The sequence below is a fragment of the Burkholderia sp. PAMC 28687 genome, from assembly GCF_001577465.1.
In the GTDB taxonomy this organism is placed as follows: domain Bacteria; phylum Pseudomonadota; class Gammaproteobacteria; order Burkholderiales; family Burkholderiaceae; genus Caballeronia.
The window spans coordinates 1,036,331-1,057,564 of the sequence record NZ_CP014505.1; the positions used below are offsets into that span (position 1 = coordinate 1,036,331).

A 21,234-nucleotide genomic window follows, 5' to 3' on the forward strand; every position below is an offset into this window, starting at 1 on the left:
TCAGGGCTTGTTATTGAAGCGTCTCATTCCGTCACGCTTGCCGGTCGTTGCGGACCTCTGCGCGCCCGGCGATTCTCCGACCAGATCCGGATCCGGTCCATATAAAGATAAACGACCGGTGTGGTGTAAAGCGTCAGCAACTGGCTCACGATCAGGCCACCCACGATTGCGATCCCGAGCGGGGCGCGCATTTCCGATCCTTCGCCCGTTCCGAATGCCAGCGGCAACGCGCCGAGCAACGCGGCGGCGGTGGTCATCATGATCGGACGAAAGCGCAGCAGGCATGCTTCCTCGATTGCCGCGCGGGAAGTCGATGCCCCGTGCCGCTGCGCCTGGATCGCGAAGTCGACCATCATGATGGCGTTCTTCTTCACAATCCCGATCAACAGGATCACGCCGATCAACGCAATGATGCTGAACTCGGTGCGAAACAGCAGCAGTGCAAGCAATGCACCGATACCAGCCGAAGGCAGCGTGGAGAGAATCGTGATCGGGTGGATGTAGCTTTCGTAAAGGATCCCCAGCACGATATACACCGCTGCGAGCGCCGCCAGGATCAGGATCGGCTGGTCCTTCGTGGAATCCTGGAACTGCTGCGCCGTGCCCGCGAAACTGCCGCGAACCGTGGCCGGCACGCCGATGGTCGCCATCGTCTCGTAGATTGCTGCAGTTGCGTCAGACAGCGACTTGCCCGGCGGCAAATTGAACGAGATGGTCGACGCCACGAACTGGCTCTGGTGATTGACCGAAAGCGGCGTATTCCCCGGCCCGAACTTGGCGATGGACGAGAGCGGGATCATGGTTTCCTTCGACGTCGATACCGCCGCGCCCGACGACGAACTCGACTTTCCGCTTGCCGCAATGGCATTGGTCGCGCTGTTGCGAATGGACGCAAGCGCAAGCGCGCTGTTCACGCTCGTCGAGGCATCGGCGGCCGTGGTGACGCTGGTCGCGGAAGTGGGAGCCGTGGTGGTCGTCGCGTTTGTCGATGCCGCCCCGTTCGCTGACCCGCCCGACGTGCTGATGTAGATCTGCTTGAGCATCTCCGGGTCTTGCCAGTACTTCGGCGCGAGTTCCATCACCACGTGGTACTGGCTCAGCTCGTTATAAATGGTCGATACCTGGCGCTGGCCGAAGGCATCGTAAAGCGTGTTGTCGATCTGCGCCGGTTTGATGCCATAACGCGCCGCGGTTGCGCGGTCGAACGTGACGAACGATTCCAGCCCGCCTTGCTGCTGGTCGGAATTGACGTCGGCGAGTTCGGGGCGGGCGAGCAGGGCGTCGGTGAGTTTCGGTCCCCACTTGTAGAGGTCGGCCGTGGAATCCGCGAGCAGCGTGAACTGGTATTGCGCGTTCGATTGCCGGCCGCCCGAGCGGATATCCTGAACGGCTTGCAGGAACGTGCGGGCCCCCGCGACGTTGGACAACGCTGGACGCAGGCGCTGGATCACGGCATCGGCGGAAACCTTGCGCTCTTTCTTGGGTTTCAGCGAGATGAACATGAAGCCCGAATTGGTCTGCCGGCCACCCGTGAAACCCGCGACGCTTTCTACCGCAGGATCGGCCTGCACGATCTTCATCATGTCGGAGAACTTGCCCTTCATCGCCTGGAATGACGTGCTCTGGTCAGCCTGAATTCCGCCGACGATCCGCCCCGTGTCCTGCTGCGGGAAAAATCCCTTCGGCACGATGATGTACAAATAAACGTTCAGCCCGACTGTCGCGATCAGCACCAGCAAGACGATTCGCGGATGCGCGAGCGCCACGCCGAGCGTGCGTCCATAGCCGCGCTGCATGGCGTCGAACTGGCGTTCGAGCCAGCGCGAGAAACGGCCCGGCGGCTTCTGGTTGTGCGGCTCCTGCAAGAGCCGCGCGCACATCATGGGCGTGACAGTCAGCGATACGACCAGCGACACGGCAATCGCCAGCGACAGCGTCAGCGCAAATTCCCGGAACAGCCGCCCGACAATGCCGCCCATCAGCAGAATCGGCAGGAACACGGCGACAAGCGAAATGCTCATCGATAACACCGTGAACCCGACTTCCTGCGCGCCGAGAATGGCGGCTTTCATGCGCGGCACGCCGTTTTCTATATGCCGCGAGATGTTTTCGAGCACAACGATGGCGTCATCGACCACGAAACCGGTCGCGATGGTCAACGCCATCAGCGAGAGGTTATCGAGCGAGAACCCGAGCAGATACATGGCCGAAAACGTGCCGATAATCGATATGGGCACGGCCACGCTCGGAATCAGCGTCGCGCGCCAGTTGCGCAGGAACAGGAACACGACCATCACGACCAGCGCCACCGCAATGATCAGCGTGGCTTCCGTGTCGTGCAGCGACGAGCGGATCGTGGTCGACCGGTCGGCAGTCGGCGTGATCTCGATGTCGGCGGGAAGGGCGGCCTGCAATTGCGGAACCATGGCCTTCACGCGATCGATGGTATCGATGATATTCGCGCCCGGCTGGCGATACAGGATCACGAGCACGGCGCGCTTGCCGTTGATCAGGCCGAGATTGCGCAGGTCTTCGACCGAATCGACCACTTCGCCTACGTCGCTCAGATGCACGGCCGCGCCGTTGCGGTACGCCACCACAAGGTCGCGATATTGCGCGGCCTTTGTGGCCTGGTCGTTGGTGTAGAGCTGGAAGTGCGTGCCGTTGAACTCGATTGCGCCCTTGGGACTGTTCGCATTCGCCGATGCCAGCGCCGCACGCACGTCTTCCAGGCCAATGCCGTAGTGAAACAGCGCGCCCGGTTCGAGTTCCACGCGCACGGCGGGATTCGCCGAGCCGCTTACATCGACCTCGCCGACGCCCGGCACTGTCGACAATGTCTGTTGCAGCACCGTCGCGGCGGAATCGTAGAGTGAGCCGGCCGTTCGGGTCGGCGAGGACAACGCCAGGATCAGGATCGGCGCGTCGGCGGGATTCACCTTGTGGTACGTCGGATTGCTTCGCAACGACGCTGGCAGGTCGGCGCGCGCCGCGTTGATGGCGGCCTGCACGTCGCGCGCGGCGCCATCGATGTCGCGGTTCAAGCCGAATTGCAACGTGATCCGCGCTGCGCCCACCGAGCTCTGCGACGTCATTTCGGTGACGTCCGCAATCGAACCGAGGTGACGCTCCAGCGGGCTTGCCACGCTGGTCGCGACCGTTTCGGGACTCGCGCCCGGCAAGCTCGCCTGCACGGAAATGGTCGGAAAATCGACTTGCGGCAGCGGCGCGACCGGCAGCTTGGTGAACGCGAAGAGGCCAGCCAGCGCAATGCCGATTGCCAGCAGCGTGGTGGCGACCGGGCGCGCGATGAACGGTTGCGACAGGTTCATGCGCTTACTCCGCGTCCGCCGCGGGGCGAGGCGGCGCGTTCCGGTTAAAACGCGCACGCACACGGCGGCCGAGCGAATCGAAGCCGAGATAGATCACCGGCGTGGTGAACAGCGTGAGCGCCTGCGACACGATCAAACCACCCACGATAGCGATCCCCAGCGGCCGCCTGAGTTCCGAACCCGCGCCCCAGCCGAGCATCAGCGGCAACGCACCGAGAAGCGCGGCCATGGTCGTCATCAGGATGGGCCGGAAGCGCAGCAGGCACGCCTGGTAGATGGCTTCGCGCGGCGTCTTGCCTTGCTCGCGCTCGGCCTCCAGCGCGAAGTCGATCATCATGATGGCGTTTTTCTTCACAATCCCGATCAGCAACACAATGCCGATGATCCCGATGATGTCGAGATCGTGCCCCGTGATCATCAGCGAGAGCAGCGCGCCGACGCCGGCGGAGGGCAGTGTCGAGAGAATCGTGATCGGATGGATGAAGCTCTCATACAGCACACCGAGCACGATATACATGGTGACGATCGCGGCGAGGATCAGGAACAGCTCGTTCGAAAGCGATGCCTGGAACGCGAGCGCGGCGCCCTGGAAGCGGATCTGGAACGACGCTGGCAGGCCGATGTCCTGCTTCGCCTGTTCGATGGCCTTCACGGCCGCGCCGAGCGACGCGCCGGGCGCGAGGTTGAACGACACCGTGGTCGCCGGGAACTGGCCGAGGTGAGTGATGAGCAGCGGCGCGGCGCGTTCGTGGAACGTCGCAATTGCGGATAAGGGCACTTGCCCGTTCGACGCCGTCGATGACGGCAGATAGATGCCGCTCAGGATTTCGCTGTAATGCGCGTCGCTTGGTTCGTTCTCGAGGATCACGCGGTACTGGTTGGACTGCGTGAAGATGGTCGAGATGATGCGCTGGCCGAATGCATCGTAGAGCGCGTTGTCAACGGTTGCAGGGGTGATGCCGAAACGCGCCGCCGTCGAGCGATCGATTTCCACATACACCGATTGCCCGTTCTGCTGCAGGTCGGTGGCGACATCGGCGAGTTCCGGCGATTGCTGCAGACGTGCCGTCAGCTTTGGCACCCATTCGGCGAACTCGGCCGAATTGGGATCGGTCAGCATGAACTGATATTGCGTCGGGCTGACCGTGGAGTCGATGGTCAGGTCCTGCACCGGCTGCATATAAAGCCGGATGCCGGGAATGTTCGCCACATCCTGCTGCAGGTTGCGGATCACGTCGCTCGACGTGCTGCTGCGGTCGTCGCGCGGCGTGAGGTTGATCAGCATCCGGCCGCTGTTCAGCGTGATGTTGGTGCCGTCCACTCCAATGAACGACGTCAGGCTTTCGACGTCCGGGTTCTTCAGGATCTGCGCGGCGAGCGCCTGCTGCTGCTGTGCCACCGCCTGATACGAAGCGGCTTGCGGCGCCTGCGTGATCGCCTGGATCACGCCTGTATCCTGGATCGGAAAGAATCCCTTCGGAATCCAGATATAGAGCAGGGCAGTGAACACGAGCGTGAGCAGCGCGACGACCAGCGTGGAGCGCTGCCGGTCGAGCACCCACGTAAGCGCGACGGCATACCGTCCAATCACGTAATCGATGAACTGATGCGCCCGCGCCGAGAACCGGTGCGTCTCGGTCGGCGGCGTATGGCGCAGCAGTTTCGCGCACAACATGGGCACGAGGGTCAGCGACACGATTGCCGAAATCACGATGGTCACGGCCAGCGTGATTGCGAACTCATGGAACAGGCGGCCGACGACATCGCCCATGAAAAGCAGCGGGATCAGCACCGCGATCAGCGAAACCGTCAGCGAGATGATCGTGAAGCCGATCTGCTTCGAGCCCTTCAGCGCGGCTTCGAGCGGTCCTTCGCCTTCTTCCACGTAGCGGGCGATATTTTCGATCATGACGATGGCGTCATCGACCACGAAGCCGGTCGCAATGGTCAACGCCATCAGCGAGAGGTTATCGAGCGAGAAACCGCACAGGTACATGACGGCAAGCGTACCGATCAGCGACACTGGCACCGACAAGCTTGGAATCAGCGTGGCCCAGATGTTCGCGAGGAACAGGTAGATCACGAGCACGACCAGCACCACGGAAAGCGCCAGTTCGAACTGCACGTCGCGCACGGACGCGCGGATGGTCGTGGTGCGGTCGGTGACAATGCGCACGTCGAGCGCGGCGGGCAACGCCGCTTGCAACTGCGGCAGGATCTTCTTGATACCGTCGACGACCGCGATCACGTTCGCGCCCGGCTGGCGCTGCACGTTCAAGATGATGGCCGGCGTGTTGTCCACCCATGCGCCGAGCTTCGTGTTTTCCGGACCCGACACCACGGTGGCCACGTCCGTCAGCATCACCGGCCGGCCGTTCCTGTACGCGATGACCGCGCTCTGGTAGGCGTTGGCATCGGTGAGCTGGTCGTTCGCGTTGATGGTGTAGGCGCGCGACGGGCCATCGAAATTGCCCTTCGGCGTATTGACGTTCAGGTTCGCAATGGTCGTGCGCAAGTCGTCGATATTCAATCCGTACGACGCCAGAGCGCGCGTGTTCGCCTGGATTCGCACGGCGGGCCGGTTGCCGCCGCTGACCGAGACCAGACCCACGCCTGCGACTTGCGAGATCTTCTGCGCGAGACGGGTATCGGCGAGATCCTGGACTTGCGTGAGCGGCAGGGTCTTCGAGCTGATCGCGAGCGTGATGATCGGAGCGTCGGCGGGATTCACCTTCGCGTAGATCGGTGGCGCGGGGAGGTCGGACGGCAGCAGATTGCCCGCTGCGTTGATTGCGGCCTGCACTTCCTGCTCGGCGATATCGAGCGGCAAGTCGAGACTGAATTGCAGCGTGATGACCGAGGCGCCCGCGGAACTCTGCGACGACATCTGGTTCAGGCTCGCCATCTGCCCGAACTGTTTCTCGAGCGGCGCCGTCACCGACGTGGTCATTACATCCGGCGATGCGCCCGGGTAGAACGTCTGCACCTGGATGGTCGGATAGTCGACAGCCGGCAGTGCGGACAGCGGCAGGAAGCGCAGCGCAACGAGGCCGACCAGCATGATCGCCGCCATCAGCAGCGCCGTGCCGACCGGACGCAGAATAAAGGGACGCGATGGATTCATGCGGTATCGGTGCGGTTAGGGAGCATCAATGCGTTATTGCGGCTGCGGGCGGTGACGGCCATGATGCGCGCCGGAAGCGCCATGCGCGCCCGATGCCCCCGACGCCGTCGCTGCACCTGATGCACCTGACGCGCCTTTCGGTGCATCGGCCGGAATGGTGATCTTCGCGCCTTCCTTCAGCCGGTCCGACCCGTCGATCACCACGCGTTCGCCCACCTGCAGACCTGTCCTGATGCTGGTGCGCTCGCCATCCACCGGGCCGATCTTCACATTGCGCACCGTCACCGTGTTGTCCGGCTTGACCACATACACAAATGCGCCCGATGACCCGTTGAGCACCGCGGGCGTCGGAACGATGGTCGCGTCCTTGATGACATCGACGAGCAGCTTCGTATTCACGAACTGATTTGGAAACAGCAGCGATTCCTTATTGTCGAAGGTCGCGCGAAGCTTGACGGTGCCGGTGGTGGTGTCGATCTGGTTGTCGACCGTTTCGAGGTAACCGCTTTCCAGCGACGTTGTATTGGCCCGGTCGTAAGCGGTCACCGACATCTTCGAGCCCGCATGAAGCGGCTTCAGGATGGCGGTCAGGTTGTCCTCGGACGTCGTGAAGATCACGCTGATAGGCTGGAGCTGCGTGATGACGACCACGCCGTTTGCGTCGCCGGTGGTCACGTAGTTGCCTGGATCCACTTGCCGCAAGCCGACGCGGCCCGATACCGGCGCCGTGATGCGCGCGTAATTGAGGTCGAGCTTGTATGTGTCCACGTTCGCCTGGTCGGACTTGACCGTCCCTTCGAGCTGTTGCACGAGCGAGGCCTGCGTATCCACCTGCTGACTCGCGATGGAATCCTGCGATAGCAGCACCTTGTAGCGCTGCAGATCGAGCCGGGCGGTTTGGAGCAACGCCTGGTCCTTCGCGAGCGTGCCCTGCGCGTTGCGCAGCGAAATCTCGTAGGGACGCGGGTCGACTTGTGCGAGCAGATCGCCCTTTTTGACCATCTGGCCTTCACGGAACGCGACTTCCTGCAGCGTGCCGTTGATCTGCGTCTTGACGATCACCGACGCCAGCGGCGTGACCGTCCCGAGCGAGTTGATCACCACCGGCATTTCACCTTGTGTCACGTTCGCGACATGCACCGGCTGGGGCTGCGCGCCCATGCCGGGGCCACCACCACGCCTGCCGCCTCCCTGCCGCGCTTGCGGCGCGTTGTCCGGGCTGCCCCGGTTCCACGGATGCCACGCGAACAAGCCAATCAAGACCAGCACCAGCACCACGATCCACAACAACTTGCGGCTGCGGGGGCGTGAAGCGGGTGGACGGGGTGTGGAAGCCTGGGAGATGGGCGAACGCGGTTCAGTATGAGGCGGTGGCGTTGAGTGGTTTTTTTGTTCGTCCATCGTTTCAGTGGCTCGGTGAGTCGGTGGGCTCGGAAAAGGTTTCTTGAAGCAGTGTCTTGATGCGCGGCCGCGCGGCCTTGCCGAGCGCTCGCACTGACGGTCGAAAGCAGGCCTTGAACGGGCCGGTTTTGACGCCGTGGCGGCGACCCGCGTGAGGCCGGGCATGGGCGTTGTGGCGTCCAAAGCGGTTGCACGAAGCGTCGAATGATAGCTTTTAAGCGGTGGCCGGGCGCGCGAAGCATGATGCTACGTCCCGCGCTTCCTTGCAGTCCAGTTATCTTTCTTTCGATTGATTACGAGCGTTACAGGACCTTGCTCGTGCTGCAGGAGAGCATCGGGCGATGAACGCTATGCTGGAAACTGCGCTGTGGGCCGCAAGGGCGCGCAACGAAGGCACGTCTTGAAATGGTAATGAAAGCTTTTGTCGAGACGAGCGCCCGACAGGAAACCGAAATGATCGATGCTGCGCCACTACGACCGGCGCAGCATCGGCACAAGCAAGGCTTTACTCGCTCAGGCGCGCAGTCGGCGTGCCACCGATCTCATTAGTGATTCTTGCGACACATTCAAGCAACGCCGGCGCTACCGTTTCGAGCAGCACGTCGAGGGGCGCCTGATATTCGGCGCCACCGCAGTTCACCGCGTAACGCTGGCCGGACGGACCGACAAAACCGGCCGCGACTGCATTCAGCCCGTGATGCCACTCGCCGGTCGACATGGCAAACCCGCGGCGCAAGGCGTCTTCGAGTCCGGTCTTCAAACCGCTGTCGATGCTCGGCCAGTCATCGCCCGACGCAATGCGCAGGCTTTCGACCAGACTGTCGCGGTCAGCCTCGCCCAACGCAGCCAGGTACGCCCGGCCGACCGCGGTCCGCCCGAGATCCATGCGCGCGCCCACTTCCAGCCGAGACACGAGTACCGCCGAGCGTGGCCGGATAGTATCGATGACGACCATGTCCAGGCGGTCGCGGACAGCCAGATGAACGCTCAAGGTCGTCCGGTCAGCCAGCGCGATGAGAAACGGCCGTGCGCGTGCCCGGATATCGAAGTTGCGCAGGAATCCGTTGCTTAGCTCGAGCACTGATGCCGTGAGCACGAACCGCTCACTGTCGGGTAATTGAAACAGCAGGTTGGCGCTGACCAGGGTCGCTGTCAGGCGCGAGATGGTCGGCTTCGGTATGCCTGTCCACTCTGCGAGCTCACGGTTGCTTACCGGCGCATCAGCCGCTGCAATTCGCCTCAAGACATCCAGTCCACGTGACAACGCAACTACTTCTTCTCCGTCGCGCCCTTTTTCTTTTTCCCGGCTCGCTGGCCGGCTCTCAGTTGTGTGCATTTATTTTTCGGAACTTGGTTTCGTTGGGAAGGACGTTTGCTGCCGATCGTTGATGCTGACCGGTGACGGGCGTCCCGCTTATCGGAATCGTACCAATCAGCGACCATAGGATGCATTCGCTGAACCCGTTTTTGTCATTAAACCCGTGTACCGTACCGTTGGATAGTCGCTCACCCCCCGAAATTTCGCTTGACTCGGTTTCGCTTAACGTAAAAAATGGAACCCGATTTCGAAAGACTGGTTAGAGACGCTTTAACGACTCGCTAGCCAATTGATCACCGGCTCTCAGGTTCTAGCACGGCCCTCGGAATGGCTAGAACTTTTAAGGCGCTACGGCAACGTAGCGCCTTTTTTTTCGCCCCTGTCCCGCTTAAGCGCGCCGCCTGAAGCGCCATGACACCCGATCTATATACCTCAGACCGCGTAATCCTAATCCGTACGGCATCCTATTTTTTACGTTTTTCCGCTCGCGGAAAGGTTTGTTTAGTAATTTCAGGTGAACTAGACAGTGCCGTCTTCCATCTCGATGTCTCCCGCCAAGCGTCGATTCTTATCGGAGTCGTCGAATAGAAATGTGTAGCACCCCACATAACGCGCGTACCGATAGCCTCAATGCGTCGAGAACATCTTTCCCGGTTTGAGCAGGCGCGTCCCGCGCCAGGCCCAATAAATCCCCGCGAGCATGAGCAATACCGAACTGCTCAGGACCAGGAGCGGGGAAACCAACTGAGGCGACGGCTCGCTGGTCGCTATGATCAGTGCCGCCAGCAACGCCGCGCCCGCCTGAAAGAACGCGCGTTTCGCGCGATTGCGATGCCCGGTAAATCGAACGGATCGCGAGACCGGCGCGCGCGTGAAGGGTTCAAACAGGATCAGTCCCGCGACAAATGCGACCAGCAAGTTCATGAGAATCATGACGACACTTCAATGTAGGAATCAAGGATGGTCCGCACTATAAGAAGGGTCACTCACGAATTGAATCAGAAGGGTCTGAAAGGAGGTCGGATTGTTAACACTCCGGATCGGTCGCCCCGTGAAAGGGCTGTTTTGAATGTTGAAGATTAGGCGCAACGGCTAACGTCGCGCTCCGAAATAGAGGCGGCGGGCTTCGGCAGTTATCATTTGTATGGTGCAATCGATTGAACTCAGGAATGGACTTCTGGCGTGCGGCGACACGCACACCGGGCAAGGAAGACGAGAAATGAACAAGTTGCGAACGAAAGGAATGAACCGGCTGGCGAGCGCAGTGATCGTGATCGGCTTTCTTGCTGCTTGCGAAAAACACGACGCCGCGGCCGGGCAGGCCATGGGTGCGCTGAACAACGTCGCGAGTCAGGCGGGCCAGAAATTCGACCAGGCCGCCAACTATGTCGGACAGCACGTCGACTCGGTCAAGCAGTCCGCACAGCAGAATGTCGAGTCGGCGGGAACCCTGCCGGATTTGTCGGCGAGCGGCGTAGCGGCCACGGCCCGCGCCAATCTGGACGGGGCCGCGAGCGCAACGAATGCGGCCATCGCGAACGTGGCGAGCGATACTGGAGCCGGTTTGCAGACGGCCGGACGCAAGCTGCAAGGGTGGTCGGCAAGCGGTACGCCTGGTTCCCAAGGGGCGGCGAGTGGGGTGTCCGGCACCGGCGCGGCCGGTTCAGGAACACCGTCGGCTTCATCAGATCCGGGCAACGCGCGCGCCGACATGGATAAATAAGCTGGAGCGAGCGGCGCGGCTACTGGTTTTTCCCGGCTACATTTCGTTACGCACCTGACCGTTTCGTCTAAAGATAATTTCGGGACAACGGCTAAACTGGCGGTCTTTTACATCTTCCACACCGCCATGAAGCCAAGCCGAATCCGGGCGCTCGCTGGCGCGCTGGTCTTTGCTGCGATGTTTTTCGCCGCCATGACCGGTTTTTCTCCCGACGCGCACGCGGCGCCGCCAGCGCTTGCACTGCCGTCATTTCAGGAACTGGTCAGCCCGCCAGCCGCTTCGGACGCAGCGGCTGTCCCCGCGTTCACAACCGGGGCGTCGGATACGCCTGCGAGTGCCGCGACCAACGCCGACCTGACACGCTCGCTCGACACGGTGATCTCCGCACTCGACAGCGACCGCCAGCGCACGGCGCTTGTCGCCCAACTGAAGAAGCTGCGTGACGCGAAGCGCGATGCCGAATCGGGCACGCTGCCACCCGTCACAGCCAGCGCGACGTCTGCGGATGATTCCGCATCAGCAGCGAGCGCGGCGGCCGAGGCGCCGCCGGCAAGTTCTACGTCGGCGGCGTCCTCCGTCGTCGCGGCGATCACGCCGAAGACCGGGCTGCTGGGGGCAATTGCGTCGGGTCTGTCGAACATCGAAGCCGATATCAGCCGCGGGCACACGCCGCTCAACTACTGGGGCGGCCGTCTGAACGCCGCGGGCAACGAGTTGTACACCATCGCCTCGGGGCAGAGCCGCGAACCGTTCGGCCGCACCTTGCTCAACTTTTTCCTCACGCTTGCCGGTTGGGGCGCATGCGCTTTCCTGCTCGTCTACCTTCAAAGACGCCTCCATGCCCGTTTCAAGATTCATTTCGGGCTGCATCCGAATCCGAGCACCCGCGAACTGCTGATTTTCACACTGCGCCGAGTCGGGCCCTATTTGTTCGCGTTTGTCGCGGCGTTGACGTTCGTGCGGATGATGCCGGTATCGCTCGGCCGGACGCTTGCGATGGTGACGGCCTACGCGATCGTCGCGGGCGCGATTTTCTCGTCGATCTGCCTGATCATGTTTTCGCTGTTTGGTTCGGCGCACCGGCGGGTGGCGGTGAACGTGCTGATCGTCCATGCGCGCCGCCTGCTGTTCGTGATCGGCACGCTTGGCGCGCTCGGGGACGCCGCCGCCAACTATGACGTGGCCCAGCAGCTCGGAACGAACTTGTCGGCGCTGATATCGACCATCGCAAACATGTGCGCCGCTATCCTCACCGGCTACTTCGCGCTCGCGTTCCAGCGGCCCGTGGCCCATCTGATTCGCAGCCGTTCATACGAGCAGCGCAGCCGCCACAAGGCCGCGACCGAAACGTTCGAAGTGTTCGGCTCGTTATGGCATTTGCCCATGCTGCTCCTTGTTGCCGTGTCCGTGATCGGGACGCTGGCGGGGATCGGTACGTCGGAAAATGTGCTGCAACTCGATATTGCCAGCGCCGGGCTGCTTGTCATCGGCCTGTTTCTCAGCGCGATCGTGCTGCACGTCACGAAGCTGCCGGAGCGCAAGACCCGCCGGCAGTCCGCTTATGTGCGGCGGCTCGTCAGGTACTCCGGCCGGCTGCTGGTGCTTTTCATCTGGCTCGGGTTTCTTGAGCTCTGGTCGCATCTCTGGGGTTTTTCGCTCGCGAATCTCGCGGAGGAAAGCGTCGCCGCACGCGGCATCACGCACGCGGTCAGTGCAATCCTGCTGACCATTTTCGTCTCGTGGCTGGTGTGGATCATCATCGATACGGGAATCCAGGAGGCGCTCAATCCGAACGCGCCGCGCGGCAAGGGGCGCGGGCCGAGCATGCGCGCGCGCACCATGCTGCCGCTGATCCGCAACGTGGTGTTCGTGGCGCTCCTGACCACCGCCGCCATTGTGACGGCAGCAAATCTTGGGCTGAACGTGACGCCGCTGCTTGCGGGCGCGGGCGTGATTGGCCTGGCGGTGGGTTTTGGCGCCCAGTCGCTGGTGGCCGATCTGATCACGGGGCTTTTCATCATTATCGAGGACACGATTTCGGTAGGCGATTCCATCGAAGTCGATGGGGGCCATGCAGGCGTGGTCGAGACGCTGACCATTCGGACGGTGCGTTTGCGCGACGGGCAGGGCGCCATTCACGCGATTCCGTTCTCGCAGATCAAGATCGTTAAGAACCTGTCGCGTGATTTCGCCTACGCCGTGTTCGAAGTGCGCGTGCCGTTCTCGGCCGACGTCGACCATGTCACGCAAATGATCCGGGAAGTGGGCGCCGAACTGAAAGCGGATTTCCGCTACCGGCGCGAGATGCTCGGTCCAATCGAAGTGTGGGGGCTCGACCGTTTCGATCCGAACTGGATGGTGGTGAAAGGGCAGATCAAGACGCTGCCGTTGAAGCAGTGGAGCGTCGCCCGGGCGTTCAACGTCAGGGTCAAACGGAAGATGGACGAGGTCGGGATGGACGTTCCGGTGCCGCAAATGCAGTTGCGGGTATCGAAGGAATCATCGGGCAAGGACGCGCCTTGGGACGATCTCGACGAGGTGAAGGACCCCTCGCCGATGTCGCCCGTGTCCCCGGCTGCGCGCAGCGCCGCGTCGGAGGCGCGTGATATCTCGCATGATCCGCAGCCCGCGCCGCCGGCAACGGATCAATCCGTGCAGATTCCGCCGCAGATTCCGACTGCAGCGGCGCCGGGGAAAGCGTAGCTGTCAGGCGGCTTGCACGAGATCGTTCACGTGCGTCGAAATTTGCGCACTCGTCACGCCGTAGACATGAATGGAGACAGCGGTTTTTCCCGCTGCTGATGCGTTACCGAGGCGGTGGATCGCGGCGCGTCCCGCGCCCACCACCGAAACCGCGCCGCAAACGCGCTCGTGCTGGCGGATTTCGACCGCGCGATGGGTATCGGCGTCAAAGGAAAACAGTGTTTCGCTCAGCGTCCCTTCGATTACCGTGTAAGCACACCACGTATGGTGCCCGTGGACCGGACTCATCTGGCCGGGCCGCCACACAAGAGCCGCCACGGCGTAGCGGCCAAGTGGATCCCCGAGCAACAGGTGCCGCCTGTAGCCATCGGCGCTGGATTCGCGCTGTGCGTTGGATAGCAGCCCCGGTTCAGCGGCCAAACCGGCCAGTGCGGCCCGGACACCCAGCGTGAAGCCTGGCGATGCCGGGTCCAGGCAGCACGCGGCATCGAGTGCATGGGTCAACCGGGCGAGCGAAAGTTGGGTGTCCAGGGCTTCAACGGTGTCGAGGATCAGAGTCATGGCGAGCTTTTATGGTCAGCTTTGGTCCGCAAAAGGGCAGCGAATTTGCGTTCTTCGATAGCTCATTTATACCGGTTTGCTTGTGGAAGAAGTTTCCATATAATTTCGTGAATTAGCGCGAAAGTAGAATAATTTCCTACAAGGGGCAGCGTGGGCATGGACCTTATCGATCGGAAGCTGTTGGAACTGCTACAGGAAGATGTCACGATGCCCATTGCCGAACTGGCGACGCGGGTCAATCTTTCGCAGACGCCGTGCTGGAAACGCGTTCAGCGCCTCAAGGAAGCCGGCGTGATACGCGCGCAGGTCGCCCTGTGCGATCCACGCAAGCTCGGCGTGGGGACCACGGTGTTCGTCGCCGTGAAGACGAACCAGCACACGCAGGACTGGGCGGACGAGTTCACACGTGCCGTGCGGGATATCCCCGAAGTGGTCGAGGTGTACAGGATGAGCGGGGAAACGGACTACCTGATGCGCGTGGTGGTGTCGGATATCGACGATTACGACCGTGTGTACAAATCGCTCATTCGCGCCATTCCGTTGTACGACGTGAGTTCGAGTTTCGCGATGGAACAGATCAAATATTCCACGGCGCTGCCAGTCAGGCCGCCGGTCGGTGTGACAGCGAATTAGCCGTCGGCCCGAATGGGGACCGTGTCTTGCGTGTTTCTCGGAGTGAAACCCCGCAATCCATCTGAAATCAGCGTCGAGTAAGATCTTGCGCTTCATCCAATCTTAAAAGAGCCCCGATTTTCATGACCGATGACCGCCGCAAACAGGCTCCGACGCGCAGCAAGAATCCCACTTTCGCGATCAGTATTCTTATTGTGGTCGTGGTGCTGCTTGTGATCGGAACGCTATTTTTCAACGCGATCCGCGAAAAGCGCGACTACGAGCATGAAAACGCGACGCCGGCATCCGGCACAACGGTGCCCGCCGTGCCTGCCACGGGCGCTTCGCAATAACGCGGCACTCGCGCCTCATTCATTCCGGCAAGTTGATGAGGCTCGCGTCCTTGAGGATCAGGAACGACGCCGTCAGCATCTGCTTGCACTGATGCGCGAGCAGCTTCAGGTCCTGCACGGCGTCGAACGGAATATCTTCCGCGCGCTCGGCGCCCACCACCATCGAATCCAGTTCGACCGTGAGTTGCTTCGATTGCTCGGCTTGATCGTCGGGCGCGGGCACGCCTTCTTGCGCTTGCGTCAGATTGTCACGAATCACGGTCAGCGCGCGTTGAACGGGTTGCGCGGCGTGACCCGCGGCGGACTTTCCAACGGACTGCAGCAAGGGACCAGCAGCCGTGATCTGGGACGCGAGCACGTGGCTGCGCACTAGAAGGTCGTTGAGTTCGGGAACGAACTTCTGCTGCGCTTTGGGCTCGAGCATCATGCGCTGAAACGCCTGGCCGAGATTCGCAAAAGCGATATGCACGTTCTTGCGTGCGAGGCGGTATTTGAAATCGCTGTCCAGGGCCGATGCGGCTTCGGCGGCGGCCGCCGATGCGCCCGACTGAGCAGTCGCCGCGGAGCTTTCGCCGGAAACCGGTTTGGTCTTGGTTGCACCGGCTGCGCTCGCGGCTTCGCTCGTGGTCGCAACCATTGACACACTCTCGGCTTCCGGCGCCGAAGCGGGCGGTTCTGCCTTTGCGAGCGCCATTGTTGCCGCTTCGGCAGTCGCCGCATTGGCATCGGCGAAAAGATTGGGGTTTGTCGCGGTCTTCGCTTCGGGTTGCGTCGCGGGCTTCCCTGTCCACCACCAGCTCGCTTCGAGGTAGTTGCGCATTGCGCCGATCATGTCGTGCACTTGCTTGCCCATCAGCCGGTATTCCCAGTACGGGAACAGATGGCTCGCGGCAATGGCGATGGCGCAACCCACGGCGGTATCGATTGCCCGTTCGCCAATCAGGCGCATCCCGCCTGGTGCGAGCAAATGCAGCATCAGCAACACATACGCCGACGTGAAAACGACGCTCGCCGTGTAATTGAAAAGCAGCAGGCTATAGCTCATCACCATGCAGGCGAACATGGCCACGAGCAGCACATGCGGATCCTTCACCACGAAAATCAGCCCGACACATGCCGTACAGCCTATGGCCGTGCCGATGATCCGCTGCACGTTGCGCTGCTTGGTGAGCGAGTAGCCCGGCTTGAGAATGATGACGGTGGTCATCACGATCCAGTACGCGTTGGTCAAGGGCAACAAGCGTCCGAGCCAGAAGCCGATACCGACCGCGATCGTCACCCGCAGCGCATGGCGAAAGCTCGGCGACGACATGGTCAGATTGGAAAAAATCTGCATGAACGGCACGCGCCGGCTCGACACGAACCGCGACAGCTTCGGATCAACGCGTATTTCTGTTTCCGTGATGCTCGGATCGTGCCGCGTCTGGCGCCGCATTTTATCGATGAGACGAGTCGCGCTCCATAACCGCCTGAACGCCGACGACACTGCCGAATACGCCTCGGGGTTCTTCTGCGGGACTTCATGTTTGCGCATCTGATCGAGTTCGTATTCGATCGCGCGCAACTCCGCTTTCACGTTGATCTTCGGACGCGCCGGTCGATTCTGCAGCACGGCCAGACCAATGTCTTCGAGATCGAGCGCAGACTTTCGCATCAGATCCCGATAGAAGATCAGGATGTCCGCGCCGCCGAAAGTGTTGCGCACGAGCGGATAGTCCGTGTGCGCGCCGACGAACATCTCATGCAGATCCACCGCGTTGATGAACAGGTTGAAGAGCATCGCGCGGCGCGGATCGAGTTTGCCGCTCCTCAGCTTGGGCAGGTTGCGCAGCACGATGTCACGCGCCGCGTCCTGACGTTCAACCGCCTGAATCTGCTTTTCGATCAGCTTTCTATAACATTCGTCGATATTCGTATCGAGATCGTAGAACTCGGAACGCGCGAGCAGATACTCGGCGCAACTGAAGACACTTTCGGCAAGCGCCTGGCGTTCGATCCGATAGACCATCCAGCGGCTGACGAACGTTGCCCAATAGGTGTACCAGAGGCCGCCGAGCAGAATCCACGATGCATAAACGAGCGCCTGCATGGGGGTGAAATGCTCTTCCAGCGTCACGATCATCATGAAGAGCGTGGCGAAGCTGATTTGCGGCCAGCGATTGCCGTACACCACGATTAGCGACAGCACGAACGTGAGCGGCACGACGGTCAGCCACAACGTCACCACATTCGCGCTCGCAATCCCGGTTGCAAGCGCCGACAAAAACCCGATCACCGTGCAAGCCAGCATCTCGTTGTGCTTGTACTTCAGCGGCCCCGGCATATCGACCACGCACGCGCCCAATGCGCCGGTCGCTATCGTGAAGCCGAGTTCACGATTGTGAAAAATGGTCAGCATCAGGACGGCAGGCAGCGAGACGCCGAGCGCAATGCGCAAGCCGCCGAAGAAGTACTGGCTATAAATGAATTTTCTGATTTCTAGCGAGTAACGCATCGACTTCCTAATTTCCCGGCGTGGTCCCGTTTGCCTGTGAGGCGTTCGGCCCCGCCTATCATTGTGGCTCCGAGTCTAACCCAACTCGACGGCGCCGAAACGTAGGCCGTTCGGCCTAATCGCCGTGGAGAACGGCCTTTGCTATCCTGTCGTTTCACCTCGCGACACGTCCCTGGCTTTTGCCGAACGAGCCGTTGCCTTTCACGCTCAACTAGCAGGATCCATGCTCGAACTTTTCTATTCGAACCGCCATGAAACGCTGTCGCAGGCGCTGCTGGACGACGTTGCCGCGTTCGCGCTCAATGATGGTGACCCCTTTGCAAGCCAGACCATCATCGTGCCGAGCGCGGCGGTGCGAAGGCGGCTGGAACTCGACATGGCAGCGCGCTTCGGAATCTGCGCCAACGTGGACCTGTGTTATCTCGCGCAATGGTTGTGGGCGCGCATTGGCGGCGTGTTGCAGGTGCCCGAGCATTCTCCTTTTGCGCCGGACCGGCTGGTGTGGCGGTGCTTTCGTCTGCTCGGCGCAATGGAGGACACGGCGCCCGAGGGTTCGTCGCGGCTTCACGCGTATCTGGATGCAGCCGACGATTCCATGCGCTACGAACTCGCGCGCCGTATTGCGACGGTGTTCGATCACTATCTGACATACCGCCCGGAATGGCTGCAGCACTGGCAGGCGGGCGGCTCGATCATGGCGTCCACCGGCGGCGCGATCGATGCCAACGGTCCACGCCTGCCCGGCGCGAGCGCCATCCAGCGCGAAGACGAACGCTGGCAGGCCGATCTGTGGCGCGCACTGCTCGCCGATCTTGCGCTCGATACCGACGCGCGTGACCCCACGCCGCCTGCGTACAAGTTCCTGACCGAATCGCCGAAGCTGGATCTCGATGCCGTGATGAAGGCGGAGTGGCCCGAGCGCGTCAGCGTGTTCGCGTTGCCGACCATGCCGCCGCTGCATATTGCGTTGCTGCGTGAACTGTCGCGCTGGATCGACGTCCGTATTTACGCCATCAATCCGTGCCGGGAATTCTGGTTCGATATTGTCAGCGAGGCACGGGTTGAACAACTCGAACTCGCAGGCAAGCTGGACTTCCAGGAGGTGGGGCATCCGCTGCTTGCCGAATGGGGCCGCCAGACGCAGGCACAGTTGCATATGCTGCATGAGTTGACCGAGAGTGCAGCATCGCGGGAAGCCAGTCATTTCGAGCACAACGCCGCGCCGAGCTGGCTCGCGCACGTGCAGAACGCCATCCTCGACCTGGACGCGCCGTCCGGAGCGGAGGAGGCACTCTCTCTCGAACCCGGGATCGAGATTCATGTTTGCCATAGTCTGTCGCGCCAGCTTGAAGTGCTGCACGACCGCCTGCTCGGCTGGTTCGACGAGGTCGACGGACTGCAGCCGTCCGACGTACTCGTGGCGTTTCCGGATCTGGCCGCAGCCGGTCCGCTGATCGACGGCGTGTTCGGCACTGCGCCGCCCGGCGTGGCCGGGGAGCGTCGGCGCATTCCGTATCGGATCACGGGTCTGCCGCCATCGCAGGCGAATCCTGTCGCGCGTGTGCTGCTTGACTGGCTGGCGCTGCCCGAGCGCAGCGTGGGTGCACCCGAACTGATCGAATGGCTGCGGGTCGATGCGGTCGCGGCGCGTTATGGCATCGATGCCGTCGCGCTCGAAACCGCGCAGACATGGCTGGCGGCGGCGGGCGCGCGGCGTGGTCTCGCGCCTTCGGCCGTCACTGGCGTGGATGTTCCTGCAGCCCGCCATACGTTTTCGGATGCGCTGACCCGGCTCTTCCTTGGCTACGCGCTGCCCGATGGCGGCGCTCCTGTCGACGAATGGCTGCCCGTGGAAGGCGCGCACGGATCGGATTCGGAGCTGCTCGGGCGGTTGACGCGTTTCATCGACGATATCGATGCCTTCGGCGAGCGCGTCGCCACACCACGCCCGCCCGCGGCGTGGACACAAACGCTGCTCGCCGCGCTCACGCAATTTTTCGATGCTGGCCTGCCGTTCGCCGATTCGATCGCCGATGTGCGCGCAACGCTCGACTCGCTGATGCTTTCAATGAACGAGGGCGCGGCCGAAAGCGAAATTTCCGCAGATGTATTACGCACGGCGCTGACGGATGCCCTGGACGATGCCGCGCGTGGCGGCGTGCCGTGGGGCGGTGTGACGTTTTCGTCGCTGACGAGCTTGCGCGGCTTGCCGTATCGCGTGATCTGTTTGCTCGGCATGGACGACGGCATGTTGCCAAGTCTCGCGCGTGCCGACGAATTCGACCTGATGGCAAGTTTCGGCAAGCTCGGCGATCGTCAACGCCGCGACGACGAGCGCAACTTGTTCCTCGACTTGCTGCTGGCTGCACGCGATCGATTGATGATCGCGTACACCGGACGCAGCATTCGCGACAACGCCGCACTGCCGCCCGCTGCGCTGATCGATGAACTGCTCGATCATCTCGCCGTGACGGTCGCGGGAGACGACGCGTCGCCTAAGGAACTCGAAGCGGCACGCAGCCGCTTTGTGTTCGAGCATCCGCTGCAACCATTCGCGCCTGAGTACTTCAGCAATCCCTTGTTCACCTATGAGCCCGAGCGTGCAGAGCTTGCCCGGACGCTGGCGCTCGGCAAGACCGAGCCGTCGGTCAGATTCTTCGGCGTGCCGTTGCCGGCGGAAGACGTCGAACCCATCGCCTTCGATGACTTCGAGCGATTTTGGCGCCATCCGGCGCGAGCGATCCTGCGCGATCGTCTTGGCATCGCGCTGTTCGACGCTGAAAGCGAACTCGGCGATACCGAACCGTTCGAGCTTGAATATCCCGGCCGTGCGGCGCTCGCTGACCGTGTGTTGCCGTCGCTGCTTGAACTCACCGTTGAAAACGAAACTCGTGCGCTCGATCGCGCGCGCCGGGTTGCGCGTGCAAGTCCGGAAATGCCGGGCGGTGCGACGGGCGGCGTGTGGCAATCACGCGAGATCGGCGCGTTGCATTCGCTTGCCAATCGCGTTCGGATCGCAACGGAAGTAGGCGCGTCGCGTTTGCCTTTTGCGTTGGACATCGCGCCGCGCTGGCCCGACGCCGAACTCTTCGGACGCTATGACGCGACGTTGCAGGCGGACGCCCTGCAACCAATGCAAATCCACGGCACGTTGAATCTGCTGACCGACGAAGGCCAGATCATCTACCGGTACGACGTCCCGCGTGCGCGCGATTATCTGTCCGCGTGGCTTGCCCATCTCGCGTATTGCGCCGCGCTGCCCGACGGTCCGAGGCGCACGGTATGGCACGGGCGCGGCGCGCAATCGAGCGGTTTCGAACTGACGCCTGTCGCAGACCCTCTAGCTCACCTTGCGACGCTTGCGGCGCTTTATCGCGCGGGACGGAGATTGCCATTGCGGTTCTTCCCCAAGAGCGCGTGGACGTGGGTAACGGAGAGCGAATCCAAGGCGCAGGGCGTGTGGGTATCGGACAGGACGCGTGGCGAGTCGGATGATCCTGCTTTGCGCATCGCGTTTCGTGGCTCGGATCTGAGACTCGATGAAACTTTCGCCACGCTCGCTCGTCTCGTTTTCGAGCCGCTCAAGCAGCACTTGCGGAGCGACGCATGACGA

General features: G+C 62.0%; 12 protein-coding genes. 5 read left to right on the top strand and 7 right to left on the bottom strand.

Translation table 11 applies throughout. The features are described 5' to 3' along the window. Window positions 1–23 precede the first annotated feature (23 nt). The 5 genes from AX768_RS04825 to AX768_RS04845 form a co-directional block, all read right to left on the bottom strand. A complete protein-coding gene (locus tag AX768_RS04825) occupies window positions 24–3,332 on the bottom strand; it encodes an efflux RND transporter permease subunit (RefSeq protein WP_061999004.1) in 3,309 nt (1,102 codons plus the stop codon). 4 nt (window positions 3,333–3,336) lie between these two features. Then, complete coding sequence (locus AX768_RS04830; protein WP_061999005.1) at window positions 3,337–6,456, bottom strand: MdtB/MuxB family multidrug efflux RND transporter permease subunit; 3,120 nt, start codon at window positions 6,454–6,456, stop codon at window positions 3,337–3,339. A 33-nt stretch (window positions 6,457–6,489) separates the two neighbouring features. Continuing rightward, a complete protein-coding gene (locus AX768_RS04835) occupies window positions 6,490–7,857 on the bottom strand; it encodes an MdtA/MuxA family multidrug efflux RND transporter periplasmic adaptor subunit (protein ID WP_082771398.1) in 1,368 nt (455 codons plus the stop codon). 505 nt (window positions 7,858–8,362) lie between these two features. Continuing rightward, window positions 8,363–9,193, bottom strand: a complete 831-nt coding sequence (locus AX768_RS04840; protein WP_061999006.1) for an IclR family transcriptional regulator — start codon at window positions 9,191–9,193, stop codon at window positions 8,363–8,365. A gap of 609 nt (window positions 9,194–9,802) precedes the next feature. Further along, complete coding sequence (locus tag AX768_RS04845) at window positions 9,803–10,108, bottom strand: hypothetical protein (RefSeq protein ID WP_061999007.1); 306 nt, start codon at window positions 10,106–10,108, stop codon at window positions 9,803–9,805. A 286-nt stretch (window positions 10,109–10,394) separates the two neighbouring features. Here AX768_RS04845 and AX768_RS04850 point away from each other — a divergent pair, with 286 nt between their 5' ends. Then, entirely contained in the window at window positions 10,395–10,898 is a 504-nt protein-coding gene (locus AX768_RS04850) for a hypothetical protein (RefSeq protein WP_062000788.1), read from the top strand. Window positions 10,899–11,024: 126 nt separating this feature from the next. Next, a complete protein-coding gene (locus AX768_RS04855) occupies window positions 11,025–13,601 on the top strand; it encodes a mechanosensitive ion channel domain-containing protein (RefSeq protein WP_082778749.1) in 2,577 nt (858 codons plus the stop codon). 3 nt (window positions 13,602–13,604) lie between these two features. On the opposite strand, the gene AX768_RS04860 is transcribed toward AX768_RS04855, so the two are convergent. After that, entirely contained in the window at window positions 13,605–14,162 is a 558-nt protein-coding gene (locus AX768_RS04860; protein ID WP_061999009.1) for a cysteine dioxygenase family protein, read from the bottom strand. Window positions 14,163–14,318: 156 nt separating this feature from the next. Between AX768_RS04860 and AX768_RS04865 the strand changes: the two genes are divergently transcribed. Both AX768_RS04865 and AX768_RS04870 read left to right on the top strand, forming a co-directional pair. Then, a complete protein-coding gene (locus tag AX768_RS04865) occupies window positions 14,319–14,795 on the top strand; it encodes an Lrp/AsnC family transcriptional regulator (RefSeq protein WP_061999010.1) in 477 nt (158 codons plus the stop codon). 122 nt (window positions 14,796–14,917) lie between these two features. Then, window positions 14,918–15,127, top strand: coding sequence for a hypothetical protein (locus AX768_RS04870; RefSeq protein WP_061999011.1), 210 nt, complete (start codon window positions 14,918–14,920; stop codon window positions 15,125–15,127). Window positions 15,128–15,146: 19 nt separating this feature from the next. On the opposite strand, the gene AX768_RS04875 is transcribed toward AX768_RS04870, so the two are convergent. Further along, the gene (locus tag AX768_RS04875; protein WP_061999012.1) at window positions 15,147–17,621 is read right to left on the bottom strand and encodes an FUSC family protein; all 2,475 of its coding nucleotides are present in this window, start codon (window positions 17,619–17,621) and stop codon (window positions 15,147–15,149) included. Window positions 17,622–17,844: 223 nt separating this feature from the next. Here AX768_RS04875 and recC point away from each other — a divergent pair, with 223 nt between their 5' ends. Continuing rightward, window positions 17,845–21,231, top strand: a complete 3,387-nt coding sequence (gene recC, locus AX768_RS04880; RefSeq protein ID WP_061999013.1) for an exodeoxyribonuclease V subunit gamma — start codon at window positions 17,845–17,847, stop codon at window positions 21,229–21,231. The last annotated feature ends 3 nt before the right edge of the window (window positions 21,232–21,234 follow it).